34 protein-coding genes, 1 tRNA gene and 1 other annotated feature are annotated in these 25559 nt (G+C 45.1%); all 35 genes read right to left on the reverse strand.

Translation table 11 applies throughout. From position 1 onward, the window contains the following. Positions 1–8: 8 nt before the first annotated feature. Positions 9–194, reverse strand: coding sequence for a type Z 30S ribosomal protein S14 (locus ACUB3H_RS07580; protein WP_459130079.1), 186 nt, complete (start codon positions 192–194; stop codon positions 9–11). Positions 195–202: 8 nt separating this feature from the next. Then, complete coding sequence (gene rplE, locus ACUB3H_RS07585; protein WP_459130080.1) at positions 203–742, reverse strand: 50S ribosomal protein L5; 540 nt, start codon at positions 740–742, stop codon at positions 203–205. 8 nt (positions 743–750) lie between these two features. Next, positions 751–1062, reverse strand: a complete 312-nt coding sequence (gene rplX / locus ACUB3H_RS07590) for a 50S ribosomal protein L24 (protein WP_459130081.1) — start codon at positions 1060–1062, stop codon at positions 751–753. Between the two features lie 8 nt (positions 1063–1070). After that, positions 1071–1439, reverse strand: a complete 369-nt coding sequence (gene rplN, locus ACUB3H_RS07595) for a 50S ribosomal protein L14 (RefSeq protein WP_459130082.1) — start codon at positions 1437–1439, stop codon at positions 1071–1073. Between the two features lie 9 nt (positions 1440–1448). Continuing rightward, positions 1449–1703, reverse strand: a complete 255-nt coding sequence (rpsQ, locus tag ACUB3H_RS07600) for a 30S ribosomal protein S17 (protein WP_459130083.1) — start codon at positions 1701–1703, stop codon at positions 1449–1451. A gap of 9 nt (positions 1704–1712) precedes the next feature. After that, entirely contained in the window at positions 1713–1907 is a 195-nt protein-coding gene (gene rpmC / locus ACUB3H_RS07605) for a 50S ribosomal protein L29 (RefSeq protein ID WP_459130084.1), read from the reverse strand. Next, positions 1897–2328, reverse strand: coding sequence for a 50S ribosomal protein L16 (gene rplP, locus ACUB3H_RS07610; RefSeq protein ID WP_459130085.1), 432 nt, complete (start codon positions 2326–2328; stop codon positions 1897–1899). The genes rpmC and rplP overlap by 11 nt, the downstream gene beginning before the upstream one ends. Continuing rightward, complete coding sequence (gene rpsC / locus ACUB3H_RS07615) at positions 2315–3085, reverse strand: 30S ribosomal protein S3 (RefSeq protein ID WP_459130086.1); 771 nt, start codon at positions 3083–3085, stop codon at positions 2315–2317. The genes rplP and rpsC overlap by 14 nt, the downstream gene beginning before the upstream one ends. A gap of 8 nt (positions 3086–3093) precedes the next feature. Next, positions 3094–3429, reverse strand: coding sequence for a 50S ribosomal protein L22 (gene rplV / locus ACUB3H_RS07620; protein ID WP_459130087.1), 336 nt, complete (start codon positions 3427–3429; stop codon positions 3094–3096). An 8-nt stretch (positions 3430–3437) separates the two neighbouring features. Continuing rightward, on the reverse strand, positions 3438–3722 hold the full coding sequence (rpsS, locus tag ACUB3H_RS07625) for a 30S ribosomal protein S19 (RefSeq protein WP_459130088.1): 285 nt from the start codon (positions 3720–3722) through the stop codon (positions 3438–3440). A 12-nt stretch (positions 3723–3734) separates the two neighbouring features. Continuing rightward, positions 3735–4565 (reverse strand): 50S ribosomal protein L2, encoded by an 831-nt coding sequence (rplB, locus tag ACUB3H_RS07630; protein WP_459130089.1) that lies wholly within the window; start codon positions 4563–4565, stop codon positions 3735–3737. Positions 4566–4573: 8 nt separating this feature from the next. Then, positions 4574–4861 (reverse strand): 50S ribosomal protein L23, encoded by a 288-nt coding sequence (gene rplW / locus ACUB3H_RS07635; protein ID WP_459130090.1) that lies wholly within the window; start codon positions 4859–4861, stop codon positions 4574–4576. Continuing rightward, positions 4861–5484 carry a 50S ribosomal protein L4 gene (gene rplD / locus ACUB3H_RS07640; RefSeq protein WP_459130091.1) on the reverse strand — a complete coding sequence of 208 codons (624 nt, stop codon included), beginning with the start codon at positions 5482–5484 and terminating at the stop codon, positions 4861–4863. The genes rplW and rplD overlap by 1 nt, the downstream gene beginning before the upstream one ends. Positions 5485–5495: 11 nt before the next feature. Then, positions 5496–6128: a 50S ribosomal protein L3 gene (gene rplC, locus ACUB3H_RS07645; RefSeq protein WP_459130092.1), complete on the reverse strand. Its 633-nt coding sequence runs from the start codon at positions 6126–6128 to the stop codon at positions 5496–5498. Positions 6129–6176: 48 nt separating this feature from the next. Beyond that, a complete protein-coding gene (rpsJ, locus tag ACUB3H_RS07650; protein ID WP_459130093.1) occupies positions 6177–6485 on the reverse strand; it encodes a 30S ribosomal protein S10 in 309 nt (102 codons plus the stop codon). Between the two features lie 221 nt (positions 6486–6706). Further along, positions 6707–7900 (reverse strand): elongation factor Tu, encoded by a 1194-nt coding sequence (gene tuf / locus ACUB3H_RS07655; RefSeq protein ID WP_459130094.1) that lies wholly within the window; start codon positions 7898–7900, stop codon positions 6707–6709. Positions 7901–7913: 13 nt separating this feature from the next. Continuing rightward, on the reverse strand, positions 7914–9977 hold the full coding sequence (fusA, locus tag ACUB3H_RS07660) for an elongation factor G (protein ID WP_459130095.1): 2064 nt from the start codon (positions 9975–9977) through the stop codon (positions 7914–7916). A 21-nt stretch (positions 9978–9998) separates the two neighbouring features. Then, positions 9999–10469, reverse strand: coding sequence for a 30S ribosomal protein S7 (rpsG, locus tag ACUB3H_RS07665; protein WP_459130096.1), 471 nt, complete (start codon positions 10467–10469; stop codon positions 9999–10001). Positions 10470–10525: 56 nt separating this feature from the next. Next, positions 10526–10939 carry a 30S ribosomal protein S12 gene (gene rpsL / locus ACUB3H_RS07670; RefSeq protein ID WP_459130097.1) on the reverse strand — a complete coding sequence of 138 codons (414 nt, stop codon included), beginning with the start codon at positions 10937–10939 and terminating at the stop codon, positions 10526–10528. A gap of 83 nt (positions 10940–11022) precedes the next feature. Then, entirely contained in the window at positions 11023–14532 is a 3510-nt protein-coding gene (rpoC, locus tag ACUB3H_RS07675; RefSeq protein ID WP_459130098.1) for a DNA-directed RNA polymerase subunit beta', read from the reverse strand. 11 nt (positions 14533–14543) lie between these two features. Beyond that, the gene (gene rpoB / locus ACUB3H_RS07680; protein ID WP_459130207.1) at positions 14544–18161 is read right to left on the reverse strand and encodes a DNA-directed RNA polymerase subunit beta; all 3618 of its coding nucleotides are present in this window, start codon (positions 18159–18161) and stop codon (positions 14544–14546) included. Between the two features lie 185 nt (positions 18162–18346). Then, positions 18347–18718: a 50S ribosomal protein L7/L12 gene (gene rplL, locus ACUB3H_RS07685; RefSeq protein ID WP_459130099.1), complete on the reverse strand. Its 372-nt coding sequence runs from the start codon at positions 18716–18718 to the stop codon at positions 18347–18349. 16 nt (positions 18719–18734) lie between these two features. Beyond that, entirely contained in the window at positions 18735–19226 is a 492-nt protein-coding gene (gene rplJ, locus ACUB3H_RS07690) for a 50S ribosomal protein L10 (RefSeq protein WP_459130100.1), read from the reverse strand. Positions 19227–19228: 2 nt separating this feature from the next. After that, positions 19229–19349, reverse strand: a sequence feature (ribosomal protein L10 leader region). Beyond that, positions 19341–20021, reverse strand: coding sequence for a 50S ribosomal protein L1 (rplA, locus tag ACUB3H_RS07695; RefSeq protein WP_459130208.1), 681 nt, complete (start codon positions 20019–20021; stop codon positions 19341–19343). Its footprint overlaps the feature before it by 9 nt. Before the next feature lie 52 nt (positions 20022–20073). Then, a complete protein-coding gene (gene rplK / locus ACUB3H_RS07700; RefSeq protein ID WP_459130101.1) occupies positions 20074–20499 on the reverse strand; it encodes a 50S ribosomal protein L11 in 426 nt (141 codons plus the stop codon). 32 nt (positions 20500–20531) lie between these two features. Further along, positions 20532–21059, reverse strand: a complete 528-nt coding sequence (gene nusG / locus ACUB3H_RS07705; protein ID WP_459130102.1) for a transcription termination/antitermination protein NusG — start codon at positions 21057–21059, stop codon at positions 20532–20534. Positions 21060–21070: 11 nt separating this feature from the next. Continuing rightward, positions 21071–21289, reverse strand: coding sequence for a preprotein translocase subunit SecE (gene secE / locus ACUB3H_RS07710; protein WP_459130103.1), 219 nt, complete (start codon positions 21287–21289; stop codon positions 21071–21073). Positions 21290–21295: 6 nt separating this feature from the next. Then, positions 21296–21445 (reverse strand): 50S ribosomal protein L33, encoded by a 150-nt coding sequence (gene rpmG, locus ACUB3H_RS07715; protein WP_459130104.1) that lies wholly within the window; start codon positions 21443–21445, stop codon positions 21296–21298. Between the two features lie 193 nt (positions 21446–21638). Beyond that, positions 21639–21715 (reverse strand) — tRNA-Thr (locus ACUB3H_RS07720). A 39-nt stretch (positions 21716–21754) separates the two neighbouring features. Next, positions 21755–22459, reverse strand: a complete 705-nt coding sequence (rlmB, locus tag ACUB3H_RS07725) for a 23S rRNA (guanosine(2251)-2'-O)-methyltransferase RlmB (RefSeq protein ID WP_459130105.1) — start codon at positions 22457–22459, stop codon at positions 21755–21757. Beyond that, positions 22452–22844, reverse strand: coding sequence for a Mini-ribonuclease 3 (locus ACUB3H_RS07730; RefSeq protein WP_459130106.1), 393 nt, complete (start codon positions 22842–22844; stop codon positions 22452–22454). Before ACUB3H_RS07730 ends, rlmB begins: the two co-directional genes overlap by 8 nt. After that, positions 22829–24199 (reverse strand): cysteine--tRNA ligase, encoded by a 1371-nt coding sequence (cysS, locus tag ACUB3H_RS07735; RefSeq protein WP_459130107.1) that lies wholly within the window; start codon positions 24197–24199, stop codon positions 22829–22831. Before cysS ends, ACUB3H_RS07730 begins: the two co-directional genes overlap by 16 nt. Next, a complete protein-coding gene (locus ACUB3H_RS07740; RefSeq protein WP_459130108.1) occupies positions 24196–24450 on the reverse strand; it encodes a cysteine-rich small domain-containing protein in 255 nt (84 codons plus the stop codon). Before ACUB3H_RS07740 ends, cysS begins: the two co-directional genes overlap by 4 nt. Then, the gene (gene ispF, locus ACUB3H_RS07745) at positions 24437–24910 is read right to left on the reverse strand and encodes a 2-C-methyl-D-erythritol 2,4-cyclodiphosphate synthase (protein ID WP_459130109.1); all 474 of its coding nucleotides are present in this window, start codon (positions 24908–24910) and stop codon (positions 24437–24439) included. The genes ACUB3H_RS07740 and ispF overlap by 14 nt, the downstream gene beginning before the upstream one ends. Further along, positions 24898–25536 carry a 2-C-methyl-D-erythritol 4-phosphate cytidylyltransferase gene (ispD, locus tag ACUB3H_RS07750; RefSeq protein ID WP_459130110.1) on the reverse strand — a complete coding sequence of 213 codons (639 nt, stop codon included), beginning with the start codon at positions 25534–25536 and terminating at the stop codon, positions 24898–24900. The genes ispF and ispD overlap by 13 nt, the downstream gene beginning before the upstream one ends. Between the last annotated feature and the right edge of the window lie 23 nt (positions 25537–25559).

Consider the following 25559-nt stretch of genomic DNA (forward strand, 5'->3'; position numbering starts at 1 on the left):
TTTTCCTCCTACCAGCTGGCTTTTCTAACTCCCGGAATCTCACCTTTATAAGCGAGTTCACGGAAGCAAATTCTGCAGATGCCAAATTTGCGAATGACTGCGTGCGGACGGCCACAAAGATTGCAGCGTGTATAAGCACGTGTGCTATATTTTGGCTTTCTAGCTTGTCTAACTTTTTGTGATGTCTTTGCCATTATTCCTCCTACTTCCGATATGGAAGACCCATAAGGGTTAGTAGTTCACGAGCTTCCTCGTCCGTCTTGGCAGTAGTAACAAATGTGATGTCCATACCGCGAACAGCATCTACTTGATCATATGAGATTTCAGGGAAGATCAATTGCTCTTTAACACCCATGGAATAGTTTCCACGACCGTCAAAGGAGTTAGGATTTAAACCACGGAAGTCTCTTACACGTGGAAGAGAAATGGAGATGAAGCGGTCTAAGAATTCATACATGCGATCTCCACGAAGTGTAACCATGAGACCAATCTTCATTCCTTCACGGAGTTTGAAGTTAGCGATGGATTTCTTTGACTTCGTAACGACAGGTGCTTGACCTGTGATCGCTGTAAGCTCTTTTTCAGCAGCTTCCATAGCCTTTGGGTTATCCTTGATCTGTCCAAGACCCATGTTAATAACGATCTTTTCGAGCTTAGGGATTTGCATAACGCTCTTGTATTGGAATTTATCCATTAAAGCGCTTTTTACTGTATTCGTATATTTTTCTTGTAATCTGGTCATAACGTCTCCTACTCTAAGGTCTCTTTCGTGAGTTTAGAAACACGAACCTTACGACCGTCTGCGAGTACATCGTGACCTACACGCGTTCTCTTCTTTTCGGTTTTATCCAAATACATGACGTTCGAAATATGAATGGGAGCTTCTTGTGTGATGATACCGCCTGTATTGTTTCTCATGTTAGGCTTTTGGTGCTTCTTGACCATGTTAACGCCTTGAACAATGACGCGATTCTCACGAGGGAATACGCGAACAACTTCTCCAGTATCACCCTTATGCTCACCAGCGATTACGATAACCTTATCGCCTTTTTTAATCTTCATGGATCCTCCTACAGTACTTCAGGAGCAAGTGACAAGATCTTCAGGAATTTCTTCGCACGAAGTTCACGAGCCACAGGTCCAAAGATACGTGTGCCGATTGGGTTTAAGTCATCTTTAATGATGACTGCAGCGTTGTCGTCAAAGCGGAGGAACACGCCGTCTTCACGATGAATACCGTGTTTTGAACGAACGAGAACAGCTTTTACGACATCCCCTTTCTTAACGGAACCACCAGGGATGGCTGCTTTTACTGAGCAAACGACTGTGTCACCGACGTTAGCATAGCGAACGTGGCTTCCGCCCAGTACTCGAATGACGAGAAGTTCTCTGGCACCTGAGTTATCAGCTACCTTGAGTCTGCTTTCTTGTTGAATCATGAGAACCTCCTACTTCACTTTTTCTACGATTTCGACGAGTCTCCAGCGTTTGTTCTTGCTTAGAGGTTTCGTCTCCATCAGACGAACCTTATCTCCGATCACTGCTTCATTTTGCTCATCATGAGCATGATACTTCTTAGAAACCTTGACTTTTCTGGAGTATAAGGGGTGAGATACATACTTTTCTACTTTGACGGTAATTGTCTTATCCATTTTATCGGAAACAACGAATCCGACGATGGATCTTCTTTGATTTCTTTCCATAGTCATCTCCTATGCCTTAAGTTCCGACTCACGGATAATCGTCTTCACACGAGCGATGTCGCGTTTTACAAGTTTAATTCGAGAATTGTTTTCCAATTGACCAGTCGCGAGCTGGAAGCGAAGATTAAAGAGCTCCGTTTTCAGATCGACGAGCTTCGAATTGAGTTCTTGTGGAGTCATCGTGCTTAGTTCCTTAGCCTTCATTCGAACCTCCTTCTTCGCCCTTCATGACGAACTTGCACTTGATCGGGAGTTTCATGGCAGCTAGTCTCATAGCCTCTCTTGCTAGATCTTCACTGACAGCTGAAAGCTCAAATAGTACACGACCAGGCTTAACGACTGCTGCATGGTATTCAGGAGAACCTTTACCAGCACCCATTCGAGTTTCAGCAGGTTTTCTTGTTACAGGTTTGTGTGGGAAAATTTTGATCCAAACTTTACCACCACGCTTGATCTTACGGTTGATTGCGATACGAGCTGCCTCGATTTGGTTTGCCGTAATCCAAGCTGGTTCTAGTGCTACTAGACCATATTCACCATAGGTGATTTCATTACCACGCGTAGCAACACCAGTCATACGACCACGGTGTACACGACGGTGTTTTTCACGTTTAGGCATTAACATTTGAAGCTCCTTTGTTTCCTTGGCGCTGAGGACGACGACGCTTGTCGCCACGGCCCTTGCCTTGAGCGCCACGAGGAGTGCGTTTCTTTGGCTCCAAGCGATAGAGGACTTTTCCCTCTTCAGCTTTAACAAGGACTTCTCCCATGTTGAGCCAAACCTTTACACCGATCTTTCCATAGGTTGTATCAGCTTCTGCTACACCGTAATCGATGTTGGCACGAAGTGTACTTAACGGAACGTTTCCTTCAGAGTAGCCTTCGCTACGAGCGATATCTGCACCGCCCAAACGTCCAGAAACGAGGACTTTAATTCCATCAGCACCGTTTTTAATTGCGCGACCAATGACTTGTTTCATGGCACGACGGAAGCTGACACGACGTTCAATACTATCTGCAACGTTCTCAGCGAGAAGCTTTGCATCGAGGTCTGGATTTTGTACTTCAGAAACATCGATGTGAACATTTTTACCAGTCTTTCTTGAAAGGTCTGAACGGATGAGTTTAATTGTCTCTCCGCCCTTACCAACGATCATTCCAGGCTTTGATGTAAAAATGTTAATAGCTACGTTGTTGTTACCGGTACGGTCGATGTAGACGCGTGAAATACCAGCTGTATAGTAGTTTTTATAAACGTATTCTCTGATTTCTTGGTCTTCTACAATGAGTTCTGCGATATTCTTCTTATCTGCATACCATTTGGAATCCCAGTCTTTAATGATACCAACACGTAAACCGTGTGGGCTAACTTTTTGACCCATGCTTCCTCCTACTCCTTCTCAGCCACGACCACACCTAAATGACTAGTGCGGTGAAGAATTGGGCTAGCACTACCTCTTGAACCGGCTTTGTAACGCTTGAACAAAGGACCTTGGTTAGCAAATACTTCTTTTACATAGAGGTTTTCAGCTAGAAGTTCATGATTGTTCTCTGCGTTTGCTACAGCACTGTCTAATACTCTGAGGAGCATTCTGGCCGTTTTTCTTGGTGTGAAGCGAAGAATTGCTTGTGCATCTTCTACGCTCTTACCGCGAATGAGGTCGCAGACCGGCTTCATTTTACGAGAGGAGACTCTGACATATTTTGCGATTGCTTTAGCTTCCATGGCTCCTCCTATTTACCCTTTAGCTTAGCCTTTTTGTCGGCTGCGTGACCACGGTATGTTCTCGTTGGAGCAAACTCTCCAAGCTTATGACCAACCATGTTTTCTACGATATATACTGGAATATGCTTTCTTCCGTCGTGAACAGCTACTGTGTGTCCTACGAATTGTGGGAAGATGGTTGAAGAACGAGACCAGGTCTTAATGACCTTCTTTTCATTCTTCGCATTCATTTCTTCAATCTTTTTTAAGAGTCCCTTATGAATGTAAGGGCCTTTCTTTAATGATCTACTCATTTCAGCTCCTAACTACTTCGAACGCCTATGGATAATGTATTTATCCGAGTGCTTGTTCTTCTTGCGAGTCTTGAAGCCCATGGTTGGTTTACCCCATGGTGTAACAGGACCCGTTCGTCCGATCGGTGCCTTACCTTCACCACCACCGTGCGGGTGATCGTTCGGGTTCATGACAGATCCACGAACATGAGGACGAATGCCCATGTTACGTACACGACCTGCTTTACCGTAGTTGACGATTTCGTGTTCAATGTTACCAACTTGACCGATCGTTGCGCGGCATTCCTTGCGGATCATGCGCACTTCGGAGGAAGGAAGACGTACTTGAACGTAGTTTCCTTCTTTAGCCATAAGCTGTGCAAAGTTTCCTGCTGAACGAACGAGTTGAGCGCCCTTACCAGCTTTTAACTCGATATTGTGAATGACAGTACCGAGCGGAATGTTGATTAGTGGGAGTGTGTTACCGATTTTAATGTCGACGTTCTCACCACTCATAACTGTGTCACCTACTTGAATCTTGTGAGGTGCTAAGATGTAACGTTTTTCACCGTCAGCATATTGAAGAAGTGCAATGTATGCTGTGCGGTTTGGATCGTATTCGATTGCAATAACGGTTGCAGGAATGTTGTCCTTATTACGTTTGAAGTCGATGATACGATATTTTCTGTGACTTCCGCCGCCTTTGTGGCGAACAGTAATCTTACCTTGATGGTTTCTACCAGCACGCTTTTTGAGGCTTTCGACGAGCGACTTTTCAGGCGTGCTCTTTGTGACTTCGCTGAAATCTTGAAGCGCTGCATTGCGAAGGCCAGGTGATGTGGGTTTAAAGGTCTTAACTGCCATGTTTCCTCCTATAGGCCTGCGAAGATTTCGATTTCTTTGCTGTCTTCGGTCAGAGTCACAATCGCTTTTTTCCAGCTGGATGTCATGCCGGAGAAGCGACCTTGGCGTTTCTCTTTACCGCGAACATTCATGGTGTTTACACTGACGACTTTGACACCGAAGATTTCTTCGACGGCATCTTTGATTTGATACTTGTTGGCATTGGGATCGACGCGGAACGTATAACGTTTCATGCTCGTCTCTGCCATACTATTCTCCGAAACGATCGGAGCAATGATGATATCGTATGGGTTCATTATTTATAAACCTCCTCGATCTTTTCTAATGCTTCTTTGGTGAGAACCAAGAGAGGATGATTGATGATTTCATAAGTATTCATCGTGTTAGTATGAAGAAGAAGCGTCTTTGGAATGTTACGAACAGCACGTTCTACATTTACGTTTTCTTCTCCGATGATGAAGAGCGCTTTCTTATCGATTCCCATATCACTGAGAACCTTGACCATGTTCTTGGTCTTTGCTTCTTCAAGTTCGAGCTTATCTACGACGATTAATGCACCGTCTAGAACCTTTTGGCTTAGAACGCTCTTAAGAGCTAAACGACGAATCTTTTTAGGGAGACGATAGCTGAAGTCACGTGGCTTCTTAGCGAAGTTGATACCACCGCCAACCCATTGAGGTGCACGGATGGAACCTTGACGAGCACGACCATTTCCTTTTTGACGGAAAGGCTTTCTACCACCGCCAGAAACATCGGAACGTGTCTTTGCACTGAAGGTGCCTTGACGTTGGTTAGCAAGGTAGTTTACAACAGCTTCTTGAACGACATATTCATTCGGTTCAATACCGAAGATTTCATCCGATAGCTGGAGGTCGCCGACTTGTTGACCTGCTTGATTGATCATTTTAATTGTAGGCACGGTTTACCTCCTTATTTCGTATTCTTCACGGTTGATTTGATACGAACGATTCCTTTTTTAGGACCAGGAACGGCACCCTTAACGAGTAAGAGGTTGCGATCAACGTCAACGCGAACGATTTGTAAGTTTTGAATGGTTACGGTTTCATAACCCATGCGTCCTGGTCCGTGTAGACCTTTGAAAACGCGAGCTGGTGTACTGGATGCACCATGTGAACCGTTTAGGCGATGGAACTTTGAACCGTGGCTCATAGGTCCTCTGCCGTGATTCCAACGACGGATGTGACCTTGTGTTCCTTTACCTTTTGATGTACCTGTGATGTCTACCTTTTGGCCTGCTTCAAAGATATCAACTTTGATTTCTTGGCCGAGTGTGTAGTCTGCACTCTTTTCAACTTTAACTTCTGTGAGTCGTCTTCTTGGTGTAACACCTGCTTTTTCAAAGTGCTTTAGAAGAGGACGATTCATGCGATGTGGCTTCATTTCATCGAAACCAATTTGAATTGCTTCGTAGCCATCTTTTTCGTTGGTCTTAAGTTGTGTTACAACGACTGGACCTGCTTCGATGACTGTTACCGGGATCTGCACACCTTCGTTGTTGAAGATTTGCGTCATACCGATCTTTTTACCGAGTATAACTGCCATTTTTCCTCCTGATTTTACAGCGGATCACGCTCGTGATCGTACTAAAATTTACAGCTTTATCTCAATATCCACACCAGCAGGAAGATCGAGCTTCATGAGAGAATCTACGGTCTTTTTACTGGGGCTTGTGATATCGATCAAACGTTTATGCGTGCGAAGCTCAAATTGCTCGCGGCTGTCCTTGTTGACGTGTGGTGAACGAAGGATCGTGATGATTTCTTTCTTCGTTGGTAGTGGGATTGGACCACTTACTTCTGCACCTGTCGTCTTCGCGGTTTCGACGATCTTTTCGGCCGACTGGTCAAGAATTTTGTGATCAAAGCTCTTGAGTTTAATTCTGATTTTTGTTCCTTCCAATTTTTCCTCCTATTATTCGGGAAACGCTTCCGGGCGTTCCCATATGATGATACCCTTCGTTTTCCTTCATTTCTCGAGGAAAACTCGCTCCAACAAAATTGTCCCGAAGGCGGGTAACCTTTGTTATCAACGTTGTAGGGCACACTCATAGATAATAAAACACAAAAGCCTTGATGTCAAGGCTTTTGCGAGAAATTGTTGATTTATTTTTTGTTTCGAGATTACTCGATGATGCTGATTACAGAACCAGCACCTACTGTGTGACCACCTTCGCGGATAGAGAACTTTAAGCCTTCTTCCATAGCGATTGGATAGATGAGCTCGATTTCCATGACGATGTTGTCACCAGGCATACACATTTCTTGTCCTTCTGGGAATTGGATAGAACCTGTAACGTCTGTTGTTCTGAAGAAGAACTGTGGACGGTATCCAGGGAAGAAAGGACTGTGACGTCCACCTTCATCCTTGTTGAGGACGTAAACTTGTGCTGTAAATTTCTTGTGTGGGCTTACTGTTCCTGGTTTAGCAAGAACTTGTCCACGCTCGATTTCGTTACGTTGAACACCACGGAGGAGAAGACCGACGTTGTCACCAGCCATACCTTCGTTAAGTGTCTTTTGGAACATTTCAACGCCTGTAACAACAACCTTACGGCGTTCTTCTGTTAGACCAAGAAGTTCAACTTCATCACCAACATGGATTGTACCACGCTCGATACGACCAGTAGCTACTGTACCACGACCTGTGATGGAGAATACGTCCTCGACAGGCATTAGGAATGGCTTGTCTGTATCACGCTCTGGTGTAGGAATGTAAGTGTCGATTGTTTCGAACATTTCTACGATAGCATCTCCCCACTTTGAAGAAGAATCTTCAAGAGCCTTGAGAGCTGAACCGCGGAAGATTGGTGTGTCGTCGCCTGGGAAATCGTACTCATCGAGGAGTTCGCGGATTTCCATTTCAACGAGTTCGAGAAGTTCTTCGTCGTCAACAACGTCGCATTTGTTTAGGAAAACAACGATGTAAGGAACACCTACTTGACGAGAAAGAAGGATGTGCTCACGTGTTTGAGGCATAGCACCGTCAGCAGCACTTACTACGAGGATGGAGCCGTCCATTTGAGCAGCACCTGTGATCATGTTCTTAACGTAGTCGGCGTGACCTGGGCAGTCTACGTGTGCATAGTGACGACTTGGTGTTTCATATTCTACGTGTGATGTAGAAATTGTGATACCACGTTCTTTTTCTTCTGGAGCCTTGTCGATTTGGTCGAAAGCAAAGGATTCTCCGAAACCATAACGGTCGTGAAGAGTTTTTGTGATAGCAGCTGTTAGAGTTGTTTTACCGTGGTCTACGTGACCGATTGTACCGATATTAACGTGTGGTTTACTACGTTCGTATACGCCTTTTGCCATTTTTTCCTCCTAATTATTTGATTACTTTTGCGGCAATAGAATCCGGGACTGGTTCATAGTGGTCGAACTGCATTGAGTAGTTAGCTCGGCCCTGTGACTTAGAACGAAGGTCTGTTGAATAACCGAACATCTCCGATAGCGGAACTTGTGCTTTGATGATTTGAGCATTGTTAACTGCTTCCATACCCTCTAAGCGTCCGCGACGGCTGTTCAGGTCTCCCATAACGTCACCTAAGTATTCTTCAGGTGTCGTTACATCGACTTTCATGTACGGTTCAAGAAGTTCAGCTCCTGCTTTTTGAAGTGCTTTCTTGATTGCCATAGAACCTGCAATCTTGAAGGCCATTTCTGAAGAGTCGACTTCGTGGTAAGAACCGTCGTATAGCTCTACTGCGATATCTACGACTTCGAATCCGCCTAGGATACCGCTTTGGAGTGCCTCTTGAATGCCTTGATCGACAGCTGGGATGTATTCTTTAGGAATAGCACCACCGACGATCGCATTCGTGAAGGTGTAACCGGAACCTGGTTGCCCCTTACTAACTCGAATTTTAACATGACCATACTGTCCACGTCCACCACTTTGGCGCGCATATTTCTCATCGACTTCTGCATTGCCCTTAATGGTTTCGCGGTATGCTACTTGTGGAGCACCAATATTAGCTTCTACTTTGAATTCGCGAAGTAAGCGGTCTACGATAATTTCAAGGTGTAATTCACCCATTCCTGCGATGATCGTCTGACCTGTTTCTTCGTTTGTGTACGTTTTGAAGGTCGGATCTTCTTCAGCAAGCTTTACGAGTGCAAAGCCCATCTTTTCTTGACCAGCGCGTGTCTTTGGTTCGATAGCAACGCTGATAACGGGTTCTGGGAACTCCATGCTCTCTAAGATGATCGGATGATCGACATCACAGAGTGTGTCACCTGTAGTTGTATTTTTTAGGCCGACTGCTGCAACGATTTCACCGCTGTAACCTTCTTCAATTTCCTCACGGTGGTTAGCGTGCATGCGTAGGATTCGACCAATGCGTTCACGGAAATCTTTGGTGCTGTTGAGCACGTAGCTTCCGCTCTTAAGAACGCCAGAGTAGATGCGAATGAAAGTAAGCTTACCAACGAATGGGTCTGTCATTACTTTAAACGCTAGCGTACCTAATGGAGCCTCATCATCTGATGGGCGTTCCTCTGTCTCCCCTGTCTTTTGGTTCACACCTTTAATAGGTGGAATATCGACAGGTGATGGCATGTAGTCAATGACTGCATCAAGGAGCATCTGTACGCCTTTATTCTTATATGCGCTACCGCAAAGCATGGGAACGATCATATTTGAAATCGTTGCCTTACGGATTGCTTTTTTGATTTCTTCTTTAGAGATCTCTTGACCTTCAAAGAATTTTTCCATGAGCTCATCATCTGTCTCGACAACAGATTCAATCATCTTTTGACGATATTCATTTGCTTTGTCGAGATAGTCAGCTGGAACGTCTACGACGTCGATGACTTTACCGAGGTCGTCTTTATAGATGTCAGCTTTCATTTCGATGAGGTCGATGATTCCGACGAATGTATCCTCTGCTCCAATGGGAAGTTGGATCGGCACAGGGTTCGCTCCTAGACGCGTTTTGATGTGATTTTCAACGCGGAAGAAGTCAGCACCTGTGATGTCCATCTTGTTGACGAATGCGATACGAGGTACACCATAGTGGTCAGCTTGTCTCCAAACTGTTTCTGATTGAGGCTCAACACCGCCCTTAGCACAGAAGACTGCGACCGAACCGTCAAGAACACGCAGTGAACGTTCAACTTCAGCTGTGAAGTCTACGTGACCGGGAGTATCGATGATGTTAATCGCATAATCTTTCCATACGCAGGTGGTAGCTGCAGAAGTGATCGTGATACCACGCTCCTGCTCCTGAACCATCCAGTCCATGGTAGCGGATCCCTCGTGAGTTTCGCCAATTTTGTAGTTCTTTCCCGTATAGAACAAGATACGTTCACTCGTCGTCGTCTTACCGGCATCGATGTGAGCCATGATTCCGATATTTCTTGTCTTACTGAGTGGGTAAGATCTTGGCATACGTTCTCCTTTCGGGTTCGATTAGTATTTGAAATGAGCAAAGGCTTTGTTTGCTTCTGCCATTCTATGCACTTCTTCACGCTTCTTCACAGCACCGCCGGTGTTGTTGAAGGCATCTGAGATTTCAGCTGCTAAGCGATCGGTCATTGTGCGTTCTTTTCTTTTTCTTGCGATGGTAATTAACCAACGAAGTCCAAGCGTTTGACGTCGTTCTGGACGAACTTCAATTGGAACTTGATAGTTCGCACCACCGATACGGCGTGCTTTGACTTCAACTAATGGCATGATGTTTTCCATAGCTTGTTGAAAAGCTTCTAGAGCAGGCTTCTTGGTATTCGCTTCAACTTTTTCTAGCGCCTTGTAAACGATATCTTGAGCGACACCTTTTTTGCCGTCTAGCATGACATTGTTGATCAGTTTTGTAACGACCTTGCTGCCATACACTGGATCAGCTAGGACATCCCTCTTAGGGGTATTTCCTTTTCTCGGCACGTTCCTTCCCTCCTTAAAATAGATTTTTTCATTGGTACTGAACCGTAAAATTTATATTATTTCTTTGGTCGTTTAGCACCGTATTTCGAACGAGCTTGCTTGCGGTTAGCGACAGCGGCTGTATCGAGGACACCACGTACGATGTGATAACGCACACCAGGGATATCACGAACACGACCACCACGAATCAAAACGACGCTGTGCTCTTGAAGGTTGTGACCTTCGCCTGGAATGTAAGCTGTAACTTCCATACCGTTTGTTAGACGCACACGCGCAACTTTTCTAAGAGCTGAGTTCGGTTTCTTAGGTGTTACTGTCTTTACAGCAGTACATACGCCACGTTTTTGTGGTGCACTGTGTTCACTGGGGCGGTTTGCAAGCGTATTGAATGTACGTTGTAAAGCGGGTGCCTTGGAGTGAACAACTTTTGTGTCGCGACTCTTTCTAACCAATTGGTTTATCGTTGGCATAATTACTCCTTTCTCTCATATTTTTTAGGGCAAATGGAAAAAATTCCATACCTAATAGATAATAGCACGTCTGTAGTCAAGCGTCAAGATTCCACGACGGGCGTTTCTTCTGACTCTGGACGTTCTGTGACGATGTTTCGGTACTTACTAATTCCCGTACCTGCAGGAATGAGTTTACCGATGATGACGTTTTCTTTGAGACCGATTAAGTGGTCCACTTTTCCCTTGATGGAAGCTTCAGTTAGGACACGAGTCGTCTCCTGGAAGCTCGCTGCGGAAAGGAAGGATTCTGTAGAAAGCGAAGCTTTCGTAATACCGAGGATAATATGCTCTGCTTTTGCAGGGGCCTTTCCTTCTTTTTCAAGTTCTTTATTGACCTTGAGGAAGTGCTGATAATTTTCAGTCGTTCCTGGAATCAACTCGGAATCACCGCCATCTGTGATACGAACCTTTGAAAGCATTTGCTTAGCAATGATTTCAATGTGTTTATCGTTGATATCTACACCTTGTGAGCGGTAAACCTTCTGAACTTCTTTTACGATGTAGTTTTCTACACCCTTGACACCTGTGATGCCAAGAATTTCAGCTGGATATAAAGAACCGTCGGTGAGCTGTGTTCCTTTTTCTACGAAGTCGCCTTCTTTGTAGCGAACCTTGGATCCGAAGATCACCTGATTCACATCTTCATTGCCGTCCTTATCGGTGATGACAATTTCTTTTTTGCGGCCGTTTTCACGGTAACTTACCGTACCGTCGATACGGCTAATGAGCGCTAAGCCCTTTGGCTTTCTCGCTTCGAATACTTCTTCGACACGAGGAAGACCTTGTGTAATGTCGGCTCCACCTGCGACACCACCTGTGTGGAAAGTACGCATTGTAAGCTGTGTGCCTGGTTCACCGATGGACTGTGCAGCGATAATACCTACCGATTCACCGACCTTTACTTCTCTACCGTCAGCGAGGTTCTTACCGTAGCACATGCTGCAGACGCCATTTTCCGTCTGACACGTTAGAACCGAGCGAACCTTTAGCTTTGTAATACCGGCATCGATGATATCTTGAGCAATATCTGTAGAAATCATCTCGTGCTCTGCACAGAGGAGATTTCCCTTACTGTCATAGATGTTTTCTGTCGGGAAGCGGCCGATGATACGCTCATCAAAGCGTTCGATCAGTTGGTTACCCTCCATAATCGCATAGACTTCAATACCTTGATCGGTGCCACAGTCGTGTTCACGAACGATGACATCTTGGCTTACGTCTACGAGACGACGTGTTAAGTATCCACTGTCGGCCGTACGTAGAGCCGTATCTGCAGAACCCTTTCTAGCACCTGTCGTAGAAATGAAGTACTCGAGGATCGATAGACCTTCTCTAAAGTTCGATGTGATCGGAACTTCGACCGTTTTACCTGTAGCAGAAGCCATCAGACCACGCATACCACCAATTTGACGAATCTGGTTGATGTTACCACGCGCACCAGAGTAACTCATGATGTGGAGGTTGTTGAGTGAATCCATGCTATTCTTTAGCGCTTCTGTCACTTGATCGGTCGTCTGCGACCAGATCTTAATGATCATTTCTAAGCGCTCTGCATCAGAGATCTTACCTTTTCTAAAGGCTGAGGTATACTTATCGACCTCTGCTCTAGCAGCACCGATGATATCGTACTTCTCTTTTGGAATGACCATGTCGGCCATACTGATGGTGATGGCACCCTTTGTCGAGAAGTGGAAACCGGTGTCCTTAATGCGGTCTAGCATCATAGCCGTTTGAACGCTTCCCTTAAGGTCATACGTTCTTCCGATGATCTTACCTAGAACCTTACTCGTTACGAGTTCATCGATCGCGAGTGCATACGGATCTTCTTTTCTGCGCTTTAGCGAGATATCTTGAGGAATCTGTTGGTTAAAGATAAAGCGTCCGACGGTGCTTTCTACGAGCTTACCTGGATCATCTTCACTGAGTTTTACACGAACCTTGACTCTTGCGTGAAGGTGAACACTACCTGTTTGGTAGGCACGAAGCATTTCGTCGTAGTCTTTAAAGACACTTCCCGTTCCCTTGACACCTTCTTCTTCGATGGTTAAGTAGTAGCTACCGAGAACCATGTCTTGTGAAGGCGTTGCGATCGGATTACCGTCTTTGGGAGCGAGGATGTTATTAATAGATAGCATTAAGAAGCGAGCTTCGGCTTGTGCTTCGACACTTAGCGGTACGTGAACAGCCATCTGGTCACCGTCAAAGTCGGCGTTATAAGCATTACATACGAGTGGATGTAGCTTAATCGCTTTTCCTTCGACGAGGACAGGTTCAAAGGCTTGAATACCTAAGCGGTGAAGTGTAGGAGCGCGGTTTAAGAGCACGGGATGCTCTTTAATGACCTCTTCTACAATATCCCAAACTTCTTCTTTTTCACGTTCTACAGCGCGCTTCGCAGTCTTAATGTTATGAGCATAGCCATCTGCGACGAGCTTTCTCATAACGAAAGGCTTAAAGAGCTCTAGTGCCATCTTCTTAGGAAGACCGCATTGGTAGAACTTTAATTCAGGTCCGATGACGATAACGGAACGACCAGAGTAGTCGACACGTTTACCTAAGAGGTTTTGACGGAAGCGACCTTGCTTACCTTTAAGCATGTCGCTAAGGCTCTTAAGTGGTCTCTTACCAGGACCTGTTACTGGACGGCCGCGTCTGCCGTTATCGATTAAGGCATCGACGGCCTCTTGAAGCATACGCTTCTCGTTTTTAACAATAATTTCTGGTGCCTTTAAATCTAAAAGGCGTTTTAAGCGGTTATTTCTATTGATGACTCGACGATAGAGGTCGTTTAAGTCACTCGCTGCAAAGCGTCCACCATCGAGTTGAACCATCGGACGAAGGTCTGGTGGGATGACGGGAACGACGTCTAGAATCATCCATTCAGGGCGGTTTCCGCTCTTTCTAAAGCTTTCTACGACATCTAAGCGTCTTACAGCCTTAGAGAGCTTTTGACCTGATGAATCTTCGATGGTCTCGCGGAGTTCTTTTGCGATTTCATCGAGATCGAGTTCTAGTAGAAGCTCTTTAATCGCTTCTGCACCCATGCCGGCACGGAAACGATTTCCATACATAGCACGGTTTTCTGCGTATTCAGCTTCGGAAAGAATTTGATATTTTACGAGTGTCGTATCGCCTTCTTCAATGACAATGTAAGAAGCAAAGTACAACACTTTTTCTAGGTTCTTTGGAGAGATATTTAGAAGAATTCCCATTTTTGATGGGATTCCTCTAAAGTACCAGATGTGGCTCACAGGTGCAGCTAGTTCAATGTGTCCCATGCGCTCGCGGCGAACGGAAGCCTTCGTTACTTCGACTCCGCACTTATCACAGACGACACCCTTATAGCGAATGCGCTTGTATTTTCCACAGTGACATTCCCAGTCTTTCGTGGGTCCAAAAATCTTCTCGCAAAAGAGCCCTTCGCGTTCTGGTTTCAGGGTACGATAGTTGATCGTTTCCGGCTTCTTTACTTCACCATAAGACCACTCGCGGATCTTTTCTGGAGAAGCTAGGCCGATTCGGATCGATTCAAAATTATTGAATTCTAACAAAGTGCGCTCCTTTATTCATCAAAGTCTTCGTCCGACTCACCGAGTTCTCCCGTTTGGAATCCCTCTTCAAAGTCCTCGTCGGTAACGATCAGTTCCTGTAGTGAGTCCATAGGCTCAAATTCATCTTCGTTTTCAAGGTTAATTTCATTGCCATCTTGATCTAGTACTTTGATGTCTAGTGCTAAAGACTGGAACTCTTTAATGAGTACCTTAAAGGACTCAGGAATACCAGGCTCTGGAATATCTTCGCCTTTTACAATGGCTTCATAAGCCTTTACACGACCTACGACGTCGTCACTCTTAATCGTAAGCACCTCTTGGAGCGTATGAGAAGCACCGTAGGCTTCAAGAGCCCAAACTTCCATTTCTCCAAAGCGCTGTCCACCAAATTGAGCTTTACCACCGAGTGGTTGTTGTGTAACCAAGGAATAAGGTCCGGTTGAACGAGCGTGGATCTTATCATCTACGAGGTGGTGAAGTTTTAGCATATACATGTAACCGACACTGACAGGATTATCGAAGTATTCACCACTTCGACCATCTCTCACCCAAAGTTTTGCATTCTTTGGATATCCTGCTTGTTCGAGCAGCTTTTCAATGGCTGCTTCGTTAGCACCGTCAAAGACAGGGGTTGCGATGTGCCAGCCTAGCTTCGATGCAGCTAAACCTAAGTGCACTTCGAGTACTTGTCCGACGTTCATACGAGACGGAACACCCATCGGTGAAAGTAAGATTTGTAGCGGTGTACCATCGTCTAGGAAGGGCATGTCTTCTTTCTTTAGAACTTTAGAGATAACACCCTTGTTACCGTGGCGTCCTGCCATCTTGTCACCGACGTTGATCTTACGTTTTTTCGCAATATAGACGCGCACGAGTTCATTGACTCCAGGCGTCATTTCATCATTATTTTCTTTTGTAAAGACTTTGACGTCTACGACGATACCGCTAGCACCGTGTGGTACTTTAAGGCTCGTGTCACGAACTTCTCTCGCCTTCTTACCGAAGATCGCACGAAGTAGACGTTCTTCTGGCGTAAGTTCAGTCTCTCCCTTTGGTGTGACCTTACCTACGAGAATATCTCCACTATCTACTTCAGCACCGATGCGAACGATACCACGGACATCGAGGTTCTTCAGAGCATCTTCACCGACGTTTGGAATATCTCTTGTGATCTCTTCTGCACCGAGTTTTGTATCTCTCGCTTCGGATTCGTATTCTTCAATGTGAATGGAGCTAAGAACGTCACGTTCAACGAGCTCTTCACTGATGAGAATAGCGTCCTCAAAGTTATAACCTTCCCAGGTCATAAAGGCGACGAGGATGTTCGTACCAAGTGCGAGGTCACCGTGATCGGTTGAAGGGCCGTCTGCGAGCATGTCGTGCTCGTTTACGTGATCGCCTTTATTGACGCGAATCACTTGGTTTACACACGTTCCTTGGTTGGAGCGTTTGAATTTTAAGAGTTCATATTTATCGAGTCCGCCGTCGGAATCTCTTCTTACAATAATGAGGGAGTCTGATGCGCGGATGACTTCACCAGCGTGTTTCGCTAGGACCATAGAACCTGAGTCCTGTGCGACCTTGGCTTCAATACCCGTTCCTACAATAGGGCTTACAGAGCGCAGAAGCGGAACAGCTTGCTTCTGCATGTTACAACCCATCAGTGCACGTACGGAGTCGTCGTTTTCAAGGAATGGGATGAGCGCAGTTGCGATCGATACCATTTCGTTGGCACTGACGTCCATGTAGTCAGCATCACTGGCATTAAATTCTTTAATATCACCGTTCATGCGACCGATGATGCGTTTGTTGATAAAGCGGTTTTCACTATCGAGGTGTTCGTTTCCTGGAACGAAGACCATGTTCTTTTCATCGTCTGCATCGAGGTAAACGATCTCGTTTGTAACGACACCCGTTTCTTTATCGATCACGCGATAAGGTGCTTCGATGAAACCGTATTCGTTAATTCTACCGTAGGTAGAGAGGTAGCTAATAAGACCGATGTTTGGACCTTCAGGCGTTTCGATCGGACACATTCTTCCGTAGTGAGAATAGTGAACGTCACGAACTTCGAATCCTGCGCGGTCACGACTTAGACCACCAGGTCCTAGTGCAGAAAGTCTTCTCTTATGAGAGAGCTCTGCAAGCGGGTTGTTCTGATCCATGAACTGAGAAAGCTGTGAAGAACCGAAGAATTCTTTAATGGCAGCCGTAACAGGCTTAATGTTAATTAAGCTTTGCGGTGTAATCGTGTCAGAGTCTTGTGTCGTCATGCGCTCACGAACGACGCGTTCCATTCGAGAAAGACCGACGCGGAATTGATTCTGTAAAAGTTCTCCTACCGAGCGAATACGACGGTTCGATAAGTGGTCGATATCGTCCGTTTCACCCACACCTTGAGAGAGGTTAAAGAAGTAGCTGATGGATGCGATGATGTCATCGACCGTTAGATTTCTGGGGATGAGTTCATTCGCACGTTCATGCATGACGCGAATACGCTCTTCATCGGTATCAAACTTATCTAAGATCTCTTTTAGAATCGGATAGTGAACGCGTTCATTGATGATCTCTGGGTCGTATCCTGTAATGAAGCACTCTGGATCGACCATGTTGTTACCGAGAATGATGACATCGTGCTCGTGAGCTGTAACAACGAGGCGTTTTACGCCGAGGTTTTCAATGGCACGTAAGTTCTTCTTATTGAGCTTAAGTCCCTTTTCAAAGACGATCTCACCTGTCTCAGGATCGATGACATCTTCTGCTAAGAGGTGACCAAAACCACGTTCCATAAGACCTAAGTTTTGATTGTACTTAAAGCGTCCCACGCGAGCAAGGTCGTATCGTCTGTCGTCAAAGAACATGCTTTCGATGAGGTTTGACGCACTTTCAACGGTAGGTGGCTCACCTGGACGGAGTTTTCTGTAGATTTCAAGTAATCCTTCCTCGCGGTTGTGAGAAGGATCCTTGTCGAGCGTCTTTAGTAAGCGCTCACTTTCTCCAAAGAGGTTAATGATCGATTCGTTGGTCTCATATCCCATGACACGAACGAGTGCTGTAATAGGTAGCTTTCTCGTGCGGTCAATACGAATGGATAAGCTTTCAGTGGAGTCGGTTTCAAATTCTAACCAAGCGCCGCGGTTTGGAATCACTTGTCCAGAAACTAATACGGCACCGCTCTTATCAAACTTTTTGCTGAAATACGTCGATGGAGAACGTACGAGCTGACTGACGATGACGCGTTCGGCTCCGTTAATGATAAACGTACCGCGCTCGGTCATGAGCGGAAAATCACCCATGAATACGTCTTGTTCCTTGATTTCACCCGTTTCCTTATTGGTGAGTTTAGCCTTTACACGAAGCGATACTGAGTAGTTTACGTCTCGATCTTTACTCTCTTGTTCCGTGTACTTCGGCTCTGAATCAAACTCATAGCCAGTGAACTCAAGTAACATCTTTTGGGTGTAGTCATAAATTGGGGAAATATCGTCGAGAGCATACTGAAGTCCTTTTTTCATAAACCAGTCGAACGATTTCGTTTGAATTTCCACGAGATTTGGAAGTTCAAGTAATTGATCGAACTGGGAGAAACTCATACGTTCCCGATTTCCCATTTTAACCGGATGCACCATGTAAGTTTTCACCCCTCTTTTCCTAGAATAAGTCGATTTAACGGGCTATATAGCAATTTGTAACACGACAAAATAAGCGTACGAAGCCACGTTAAAATGTACCTTTCTATGTTACCACAGCTAATAATGAATGTAAAGGATTTCTTGGTACAAAAAAAGAGCTGCATTGCAGCTCTTTTTGGAAACTATTTGAGTTCGACTTCTGCGCCAGCTTCTTCAAGTTGTTTCTTGATAGCTTCAGCTTCTTCTTTTTCAACGCCTTGTTTGACTGGTGATGGAGCACCGTCAACGAGGTCTTTTGCTTCTTTAAGTCCGAGGCCTGTGATCGTACGAACAACTTTGATAACGCCAACCTTAGAAGCACCAGCTGATTTAAGGATAACGTCGAATTCTGATTGTTCTTCAGCTGCTGGAGCATCTCCACCAGCACCACCAGCAACAACAGCTACTGGAGCTGCAGCGCTTACGCCAAATTCCTCTTCCATAGCCTTAACGAGGTCGTTAAGTTCGAGTACGGACATTTCTTTTATAGCTTGAATGAATTCTTCTTTTGTCATGATTTCCTCCTAAAAATTATTCTGCATTTTTGTCAGCAACAGCTTGAATAGCTCTTGCTAATGAACTGAGTGGTGATTGCATTGAGCCTAAAAGTTTGCTCAATAGTACTTCTCTTGATGGAATATCTGCGATTGCTAGAACGCCCTTTAGATCGTAGTATTCGCCGTCGATAACACCAGCACGAATTTCGAGCTTATCATTTTTCTTAGCGAATTCTTTGGCGATTTTAGCAGGAGCAGTAGCTTCGTCATAGCTGATGGCGATTCCATTCGGACCAACTAGAACTTCGCTAAGAGCTTCAAAGGGAGTATCCTTAACTGCAAGTTTTACGAGACGGTTTTTGTAAACGCGGTACTCGACATTGCTGTTTCTGAATTGATTTCTTAGTTCTGTGACTTCTTCTACCGTAAGTCCACGATAGTCAACGACGACAGCTGAAACAGCCTTTGCAATTTTTTCGGAGATCTCTTGAACCTTAGCTTCTTTAAGTTCGCGATTCTTTGACATCCTTCCTCCTAAAAAAAGTTGCCTTCCCGAAGACAGGAAGGCAACATGAAAAGCTCTTTTCTTGTTCCCTCCTCGACAGGATTTATGGTTACCTGTGGTCTTCGGAGTGATAGATTACATAGTTTTATTCAGTTTGATTCCAGGGCCCATGGTCGATGTCAATGAAACGTTTTTCATGTATTGACCTTTGGCTGCTGCTGGCTTAGCCTTTACGATTGCATCGAGCATTGCTTCAATGTTTTCTGCAAGCTTATCGGCTTCAAAGCTGAGTTTACCGACTACGACGTGTACCATGTTGGATTTGTCGAGACGGTATTCGACTTTACCGAGCTTAATCTCTTCGACTGCTCGTTTGATATCGAATGTGACTGTTCCTGATTTCGGGTTTGGCATCAAACCTTTCGGTCCGAGCACACGACCCAAGCGACCGATAAGACCCATCATGTCTGGTGTAGCTACGATAACATCGTATTCAAACCAGTTTTCTTTTTGGATCTTTTCGATCATATCCTCAGCACCTACGAAATCTGCACCAGCTTCTTGAGCTTCTGTAGCTTTATCGCCCTTAGCGATGACAAGAACCTTTTGCGTCTTTCCTGTGCCGTGAGGAAGAACGATCGCACCACGGATCTGTTGATCTGCGTGACGACCATCAACTCCCAAGCGGAAGTGTAATTCGACGGTTTCATCAAATTTAGCAGGCTTCATCTGTTTTAAGATGGCTACTGCCTCTTTGACTTCATACGTCTTGTGGGTGTCGACAAGTTTCATATTGTCGGCGACTCTTTTTCCAATACTCATTTGTTCTCCTTTGTGGTCCAAACGATGACTCTCCCACAGGATAAGCTTATTCTTTTACTGTAACGCCCATGCTTCGTGCTGTACCTGCAACTAAACGCATTGCAGCTTCTACACTAGCAGCATTCAAATCCTGCATCTTTAACTTCGCGATCTCTTCAAGCTGTGCTTTTGTGATCTGTCCAACTTTGTTCTTATTAGGAACGGCTGATCCACTTTGTAGACCAAGTGCCTTCTTAATGAGAACGGCTGCTGGTGGAGTCTTTGTGATGAAGGTGAAGGAACGGTCTGCATAAACCGTAATAACAACCGGGATCGTTAAACCGTCTTGGTTTGCTGTACGGGCATTGAATTCCTTCGTGAACTGAACGATGTTGACACCGTGCTGACCTAGTGCAGGTCCTACAGGCGGTGCCGGAGTAGCTTTACCTGCTGGGATTTGCAATTTAATCAGACCAACTACTTTCTTAGCCATATATTGCTCCTCCTAAAAAATATATTGAAAGCTTAAAGCTTTTCAATCTGTCCATATTCGAGTTCGACGGGAGTCTCTCGTCCGAACATCGAAATCAATACTTCGACCGTTTCTTTCTCTTCGTTGATACTCGATACGGTACCTACATAATCGGTAAATGGACCGTCGATGATATTGACGTTGTCCCCGATCTCTGCATTTAAGATGACCTTAGCCTTCTTAATGCCCATGTTTTTAAGCTCTTCATCGGTAAGCGGTACAGGTTTAGAACCAGGTCCTACAAAGCCTGTAACACCTTTCGTATTACGCACTACATACCACGTCTCGTCGGTCATGACCATGCGAACGATGACATAGCTTGGAAAAGCTTTGCGCATCTTCACTTTCTTAACGCCGTCTTTGAGCTCGACTACTTCTTCTAGAGGTACCTCAATGTCTGTGATGAGGTCCTGCATGTCGCGGCTTTCTACGATGCGCTCCAAACTGGCCTTGACCTTGTTTTCATGACCTGAATACGTATGTACGACGTACCATTGAGCCTCATTTACAAGTTCTGCCATGCCTTCCCCTATTATAACCAGTGGAAGAAGAGTTGTTGGAAGAACAGGTCAAACGCACCCATAGTAATAGCTAAGAGGAGCGTCATGACGATTACGATGAGAGTGTGGTGGATTAATTCTTTTCGAGTAAGCCACGTCACTTTACGAAGCTCGCCACGCATCGACTTGTATCCTTGAGAAATACGTTGACCGAGCGGCAATTTTTCTTTCTGGTTTTTTACTTCTGCCATGATGACCTACTTCGTCTCTTTATGGTTTGTCGAACGACGGCAAACCTTGCAGTATTTCTTAAGCTCTAAACGATCGGGATCGTTCTTCTTATTCTTTGTGGTGTTGTAGTTTCTGCTCTTGCATTCATCGCAAGCTAATGTAATTTTTACTCTCATAGAATCCTCCTAGTACCAATTCTAAAACACTTTATCACACGCAAAGTGCATGTGTCAATGGAAACACTAAAAAAATAGCTCCTGGGCTATCTTTCGTAAGTATAGCACAACCGTGAGCGCATAACAAGTTTTAAATCTTACTTTTACTCAACTTTTTAAGTAAAAAAGACAGAGCCAAGCTCTGTCTTTTGAGTGGAGCCTTTGAGCGGATTCGAACCGCCGATCTCCGCCTTACCAAGGCGGTGCTCTAGCCTACTGAGCCACAAAGGCAAGGTTACTAGAACAATATAAATGAAACGCAGGAAAAAATCAAGCGTTTTGTCGGAAGTATTCGTAACAAGATATTCCTAAAGCGACCGAAGCATTCAATGATTCAAATTGTTTCGTGTCGATCGTATAGAGAACATCACACTTCTTTTCGACGAGTGCGCTGATGCCTTCGTCTTCACTTCCAATGACGAGGACGGTTGCTTTAGGAAAACTAATTTCCTTTAAACTCGTCTCATGGTGAGCGCTTGCTCCGTAGACCCAGTAGCCACGCTTTTTAAGTTCATCGAGTGCAAAACTCAAGTTCGATACACGGCTTACCGGTAGATGCGATGCGCTTCCTGCACTCGCTTTATAGCAGAGTGCATCGACGGTTGCAGAGCGTCTCTTTGGAATGATGACACCTTCTGCTCCAAAGCTATAGGCACTTCGAATGATGGCACCGAGGTTTTGAGGATCGGTGATGCCATCAAGCATTACAATGAGTCCACCCTGAGCGAAGTCCTGCCACTCCGCATAGGCGACGGCAGCTACGCTTGCAATGACACCTTGATGACCCTCATGAATCGCATCCATCTTATTTCTTTCAAGCCAGGTGTAGGGGATCTTCTTTTCTGTAAGAAGTCTTAAGATGCGTTCAATGCTCTTAGGATTTAAGTCCTTTTGGAGGATGACCTTATTGATCGTCTGTTCCGATAGGAGCGCTTCCTCTACTGCATGCTTTCCATAGATCTTATCTTCATTCATGGTCTTCTCCTTCGATCACTTGGAGCGAAAGCTCGATGATCTCTTCAATGCGTTCAAACTCTTCTTCTAGATAGAGTTTTCCTAGGAGACACTCTAAGCCCGTGGCATAGCGGTATTCACCGATGCTACTTGCTTTGGAGGATCCGCCTTTGGCATTTCTTCCGTACTTAACGGTCTCCCACTCCGATTCTGTGAGCTCGTCTTTAATCGCATGGACAATCTTTGCTTGCGATTTGGCGTTTACAATTTGAAAGGCCTTTTTATTGAGCTCCTGAACGCCATGTAAATCGGTTAGGAGGAGGTGTTTTCGAACTTGAAGTTCGAAAACAGCATCTCCTAAGTAGGCAAGCTCTAGTGCGTTTCGCTTTTTTACATCGTCTTCCACGTAGTTTTATCCTTTGAATCCATGATGATGACGCCCATGGCTTTTAGTTCTTCACGGATGGCATCGGCTCTTTCAAAGTTCTTTTGAGCCTTGGCTTGAAGTCTCTCTTGAATGAGTTCTTCGACGCGCTCGACATCGACTGTCACTTCATCTTCTTCAAAGAGTCCGAGGTTTAATACGCTTTCGATCTCTTCAAGCTCATAGCGCTTCTCTTCATCCTTCATGGAGTCGTCTTTTAAAATGTCGTAGATAACAGTTAAAGCATTGGCTGTATTTAAGTCATCTGATAGAGCGGCTTTAAAGTCATCGAGGTGTTTATTCGATTCCTGAGGTGCAGGAAGTCGAAGTGTCTTTTCTTTAAGCTTCTTATACGCTTCCTTTGCTTGATCCATCGAGTCATAGCTAAAGAGAAGCTGTTTACGATAGTGTGAGCCGAGTAAGAAATATTTGTAGTGCATGGGGTCGTAACCGAGTTCTATGAGACGTGTGAGGTGCAAAAACTCTCCCTTACTCTTACTCATCTTACCGTCTTTTTCGATTAAGAACTCTGCGTGATACCAGTGGTTGACCCAAGGTTTTCCGGTGTAGCTCTCACTTTGAGCAATTTCATTCGTGTGGTGCGTAGGAATGTGATCGACGCCACCGCAGTGGATGTCTAACGTTTCTCCTAGCATGATCATAGAAAGCACTGAGCATTCGATGTGCCAGCCGGGATAACCGTAACCGAAAGGTGAATCCCACTTCATCTCTTGGTCGTCAAACTTACTCTTCGTAAACCAGAGGGCGAAGTCTAAGGGATTCTTTTTCGCTTCGTCGACTTTTACATCGTGGCGGCTTGCAAGTTGTAGCTGGTCTAAGGGCATCTTAGAGAGCTTGTTGTAATCAGGGAATTTCGAAATGTCAAAGTAGACGTTACCACCGGAGCGGTAAGCGTATCCCTTTTCTTCTAAGACGAGGATGAAATCGATGAACTCTTGAATGTGATCGGTCGCGCGCTCGACTCTCGTAGGACGCTTTAGCTTCATGGCATCGAAGTCACGGAAGAAGGCGTTCATGTAGTATTCTGCAATCTCCCAGACCGTCTTATTCTCTCGCTTCGCACCCTTTAGCATCTTGTCATCACCGCTATCGGCATCGCTTTCTAAGTGGCCGACGTCTGTGATGTTCATGCCACGGTCTACGCCGTAGCCTAAGTATTCGAGTGCTCTAACGAGGATGTCTTCGTTTACATATGTTCTTAAGTTTCCGATGTGAGCGTAGTTATAAACGGTTGGCCCACACGTATAGATTTTAAAGCGCTCATGTAAAGGCTTAATCTCTTCGAGCTTTTGAGTCATGGTATCGTAAAGCTTCATTTTTCAAATCTCCTATTAAAGATGATGGGCATCTTACTCATAACAAAGGAATAGCTGTCTTTTCGGTGCGGTCTCGTACAGCCACTGCAGTCCTTAATACCATCGTGCAGGCTGAAATCTCCTCCACACTCTGTTCCTAAGAGAAAGAGTGGACAGTAACAGAATAGACAGTTGAAATCTTCTTCCGCTACGCCTTTATGGCAAGGAAAGTACTCACATTCTTTATTCGTAAACTTCTTATAGTGTTCCATGTTTTAGTAGGACTACGGCGGAGCACGCCAGTCCTTCCCCCTTTCCAATGTCACCGAGACCCTCGGTCGTCGTTGCTTTTATGTTCACATCACATTTGAGGACTTGCTCGAGTGATGCTTTGATGCGTTCTTTAAAGAGTGAAACCTTTGGTTTCTGCCCGACTAATGTGATGTCAGCATTTTCGATTTCATAGCCCTTTTCTTTCATAAGATGAAGGACATGATCGAGTAATTTCATCGAATCGATCCCTAAGTATTTTTGATCCGTATCAGGAAAGTGTTCTCCGATGTCACCGAGACTTAACGCACCTAGGATGGCATCCATGAGTGCATGCGTTAGAACGTCGGCGTCAGAGTGACCTTTTAGACCGTAGTCTAGACCTAGGTCGACGCCACCTAGGATCATTCTTCTTCCCTCTTCAAAGAGGTGAAAGTCGATACCTTGTCCTATTCGGTACATAGTCTCTCCTTATCTTTAGGAAGCGTAAGCTTCACGTTTTCGAAGTCTCCTAATACAACTTTTACGGGTTGAATCCGCTCAACTATGGAAGCATCATCGGTATAAAGGATACCGGGCTCTCGAAGTTCGATCGCCCGCTTTAGGACCTTTACAGGAAACCCTTGAGGTGTCTGTGCAAGATAGATGGTTTCACGAGGTGGTGTATCTAAGACTACACTGTCCTTTACGACCTTTACTGTATCGGTCGCAGGAACGGCTAGGAGAAAGGAGTTTCCTTCCCTAGCTTCCTGAAGCGCACGATCGAGCGCTTCTTTTGAAAGAAACGGTCTAGCGCCGTCGTGGATAAGAACGTAATCGTCATCATTTAAAATGCTTAGGCCATTCATGACGCTATCCATGCGCTCTACTCCACCTGGAACGATCGCTTTTACCTTATCCATTCCCTCAAACTTTTTTCGAATCTCTCTGTCACTCGTTACAAGAACGATTTTTTTAATTTCTTTAGCGTTATTAAAAATGGATACGGTCTCTTCGATCACCGTATGTTCTTTATAGGGTAAAAGGAGCTTATTTTCCCCCATACGTCTGGAGGAACCGCTCGCCATAATGAGTGCTACAATGCTCATAATCACCTCTTAGAATCAGTATA

It is taken from the genome of Guggenheimella bovis, from assembly GCF_054492335.1.

Bases quoted from the DNA above. Each gene is read 5' to 3' on its own strand.
- ACUB3H_RS07580 (WP_459130079.1), bottom strand. From the start codon at position 194: ATGGCAAAGACATCACAAAAAGTTAGACAAGCTAGAAAGCCAAAATAT.
- rplE (WP_459130080.1), bottom strand. From the start codon at position 742: ATGACCAGATTACAAGAAAAATATACGAATACAGTAAAAAGCGCTTTA.
- rplX (WP_459130081.1), bottom strand. From the start codon at position 1,062: ATGAAGATTAAAAAAGGCGATAAGGTTATCGTAATCGCTGGTGAGCAT.
- rplN (WP_459130082.1), bottom strand. From the start codon at position 1,439: ATGATTCAACAAGAAAGCAGACTCAAGGTAGCTGATAACTCAGGTGCC.
- rpsQ (WP_459130083.1), bottom strand. From the start codon at position 1,703: ATGGAAAGAAATCAAAGAAGATCCATCGTCGGATTCGTTGTTTCCGAT.
- rpmC (WP_459130084.1), bottom strand. From the start codon at position 1,907: ATGAAGGCTAAGGAACTAAGCACGATGACTCCACAAGAACTCAATTCG.
- rplP (WP_459130085.1), bottom strand. From the start codon at position 2,328: ATGTTAATGCCTAAACGTGAAAAACACCGTCGTGTACACCGTGGTCGT.
- rpsC (WP_459130086.1), bottom strand. From the start codon at position 3,085: ATGGGTCAAAAAGTTAGCCCACACGGTTTACGTGTTGGTATCATTAAA.
- rplV (WP_459130087.1), bottom strand. From the start codon at position 3,429: ATGGAAGCTAAAGCAATCGCAAAATATGTCAGAGTCTCCTCTCGTAAA.
- rpsS (WP_459130088.1), bottom strand. From the start codon at position 3,722: ATGAGTAGATCATTAAAGAAAGGCCCTTACATTCATAAGGGACTCTTA.
- rplB (WP_459130089.1), bottom strand. From the start codon at position 4,565: ATGGCAGTTAAGACCTTTAAACCCACATCACCTGGCCTTCGCAATGCA.
- rplW (WP_459130090.1), bottom strand. From the start codon at position 4,861: ATGAACCCATACGATATCATCATTGCTCCGATCGTTTCGGAGAATAGT.
- rplC (WP_459130092.1), bottom strand. From the start codon at position 6,128: ATGGCAGTTATACTCGGTAAAAAGATCGGTATGACGCAAATCTTCAAC.
- tuf (WP_459130094.1), bottom strand. From the start codon at position 7,900: ATGGCAAAAGGCGTATACGAACGTAGTAAACCACACGTTAATATCGGT.
- fusA (WP_459130095.1), bottom strand. From the start codon at position 9,977: ATGCCAAGATCTTACCCACTCAGTAAGACAAGAAATATCGGAATCATG.
- rpsL (WP_459130097.1), bottom strand. From the start codon at position 10,939: ATGCCAACGATAAACCAATTGGTTAGAAAGAGTCGCGACACAAAAGTT.
- rpoB (WP_459130207.1), bottom strand. From the start codon at position 18,161: ATGGTGCATCCGGTTAAAATGGGAAATCGGGAACGTATGAGTTTCTCC.
- rplL (WP_459130099.1), bottom strand. From the start codon at position 18,718: ATGACAAAAGAAGAATTCATTCAAGCTATAAAAGAAATGTCCGTACTC.
- rplJ (WP_459130100.1), bottom strand. From the start codon at position 19,226: ATGTCAAAGAATCGCGAACTTAAAGAAGCTAAGGTTCAAGAGATCTCC.
- rplK (WP_459130101.1), bottom strand. From the start codon at position 20,499: ATGGCTAAGAAAGTAGTTGGTCTGATTAAATTGCAAATCCCAGCAGGT.
- nusG (WP_459130102.1), bottom strand. From the start codon at position 21,059: ATGGCAGAACTTGTAAATGAGGCTCAATGGTACGTCGTACATACGTAT.
- secE (WP_459130103.1), bottom strand. From the start codon at position 21,289: ATGGCAGAAGTAAAAAACCAGAAAGAAAAATTGCCGCTCGGTCAACGT.
- rpmG (WP_459130104.1), bottom strand. From the start codon at position 21,445: ATGAGAGTAAAAATTACATTAGCTTGCGATGAATGCAAGAGCAGAAAC.
- rlmB (WP_459130105.1), bottom strand. From the start codon at position 22,459: ATGAATGAAGATAAGATCTATGGAAAGCATGCAGTAGAGGAAGCGCTC.
- cysS (WP_459130107.1), bottom strand. From the start codon at position 24,199: ATGAAGCTTTACGATACCATGACTCAAAAGCTCGAAGAGATTAAGCCT.
- ACUB3H_RS07740 (WP_459130108.1), bottom strand. From the start codon at position 24,450: ATGGAACACTATAAGAAGTTTACGAATAAAGAATGTGAGTACTTTCCT.
- ispF (WP_459130109.1), bottom strand. From the start codon at position 24,910: ATGTACCGAATAGGACAAGGTATCGACTTTCACCTCTTTGAAGAGGGA.
- ispD (WP_459130110.1), bottom strand. From the start codon at position 25,536: ATGAGCATTGTAGCACTCATTATGGCGAGCGGTTCCTCCAGACGTATG.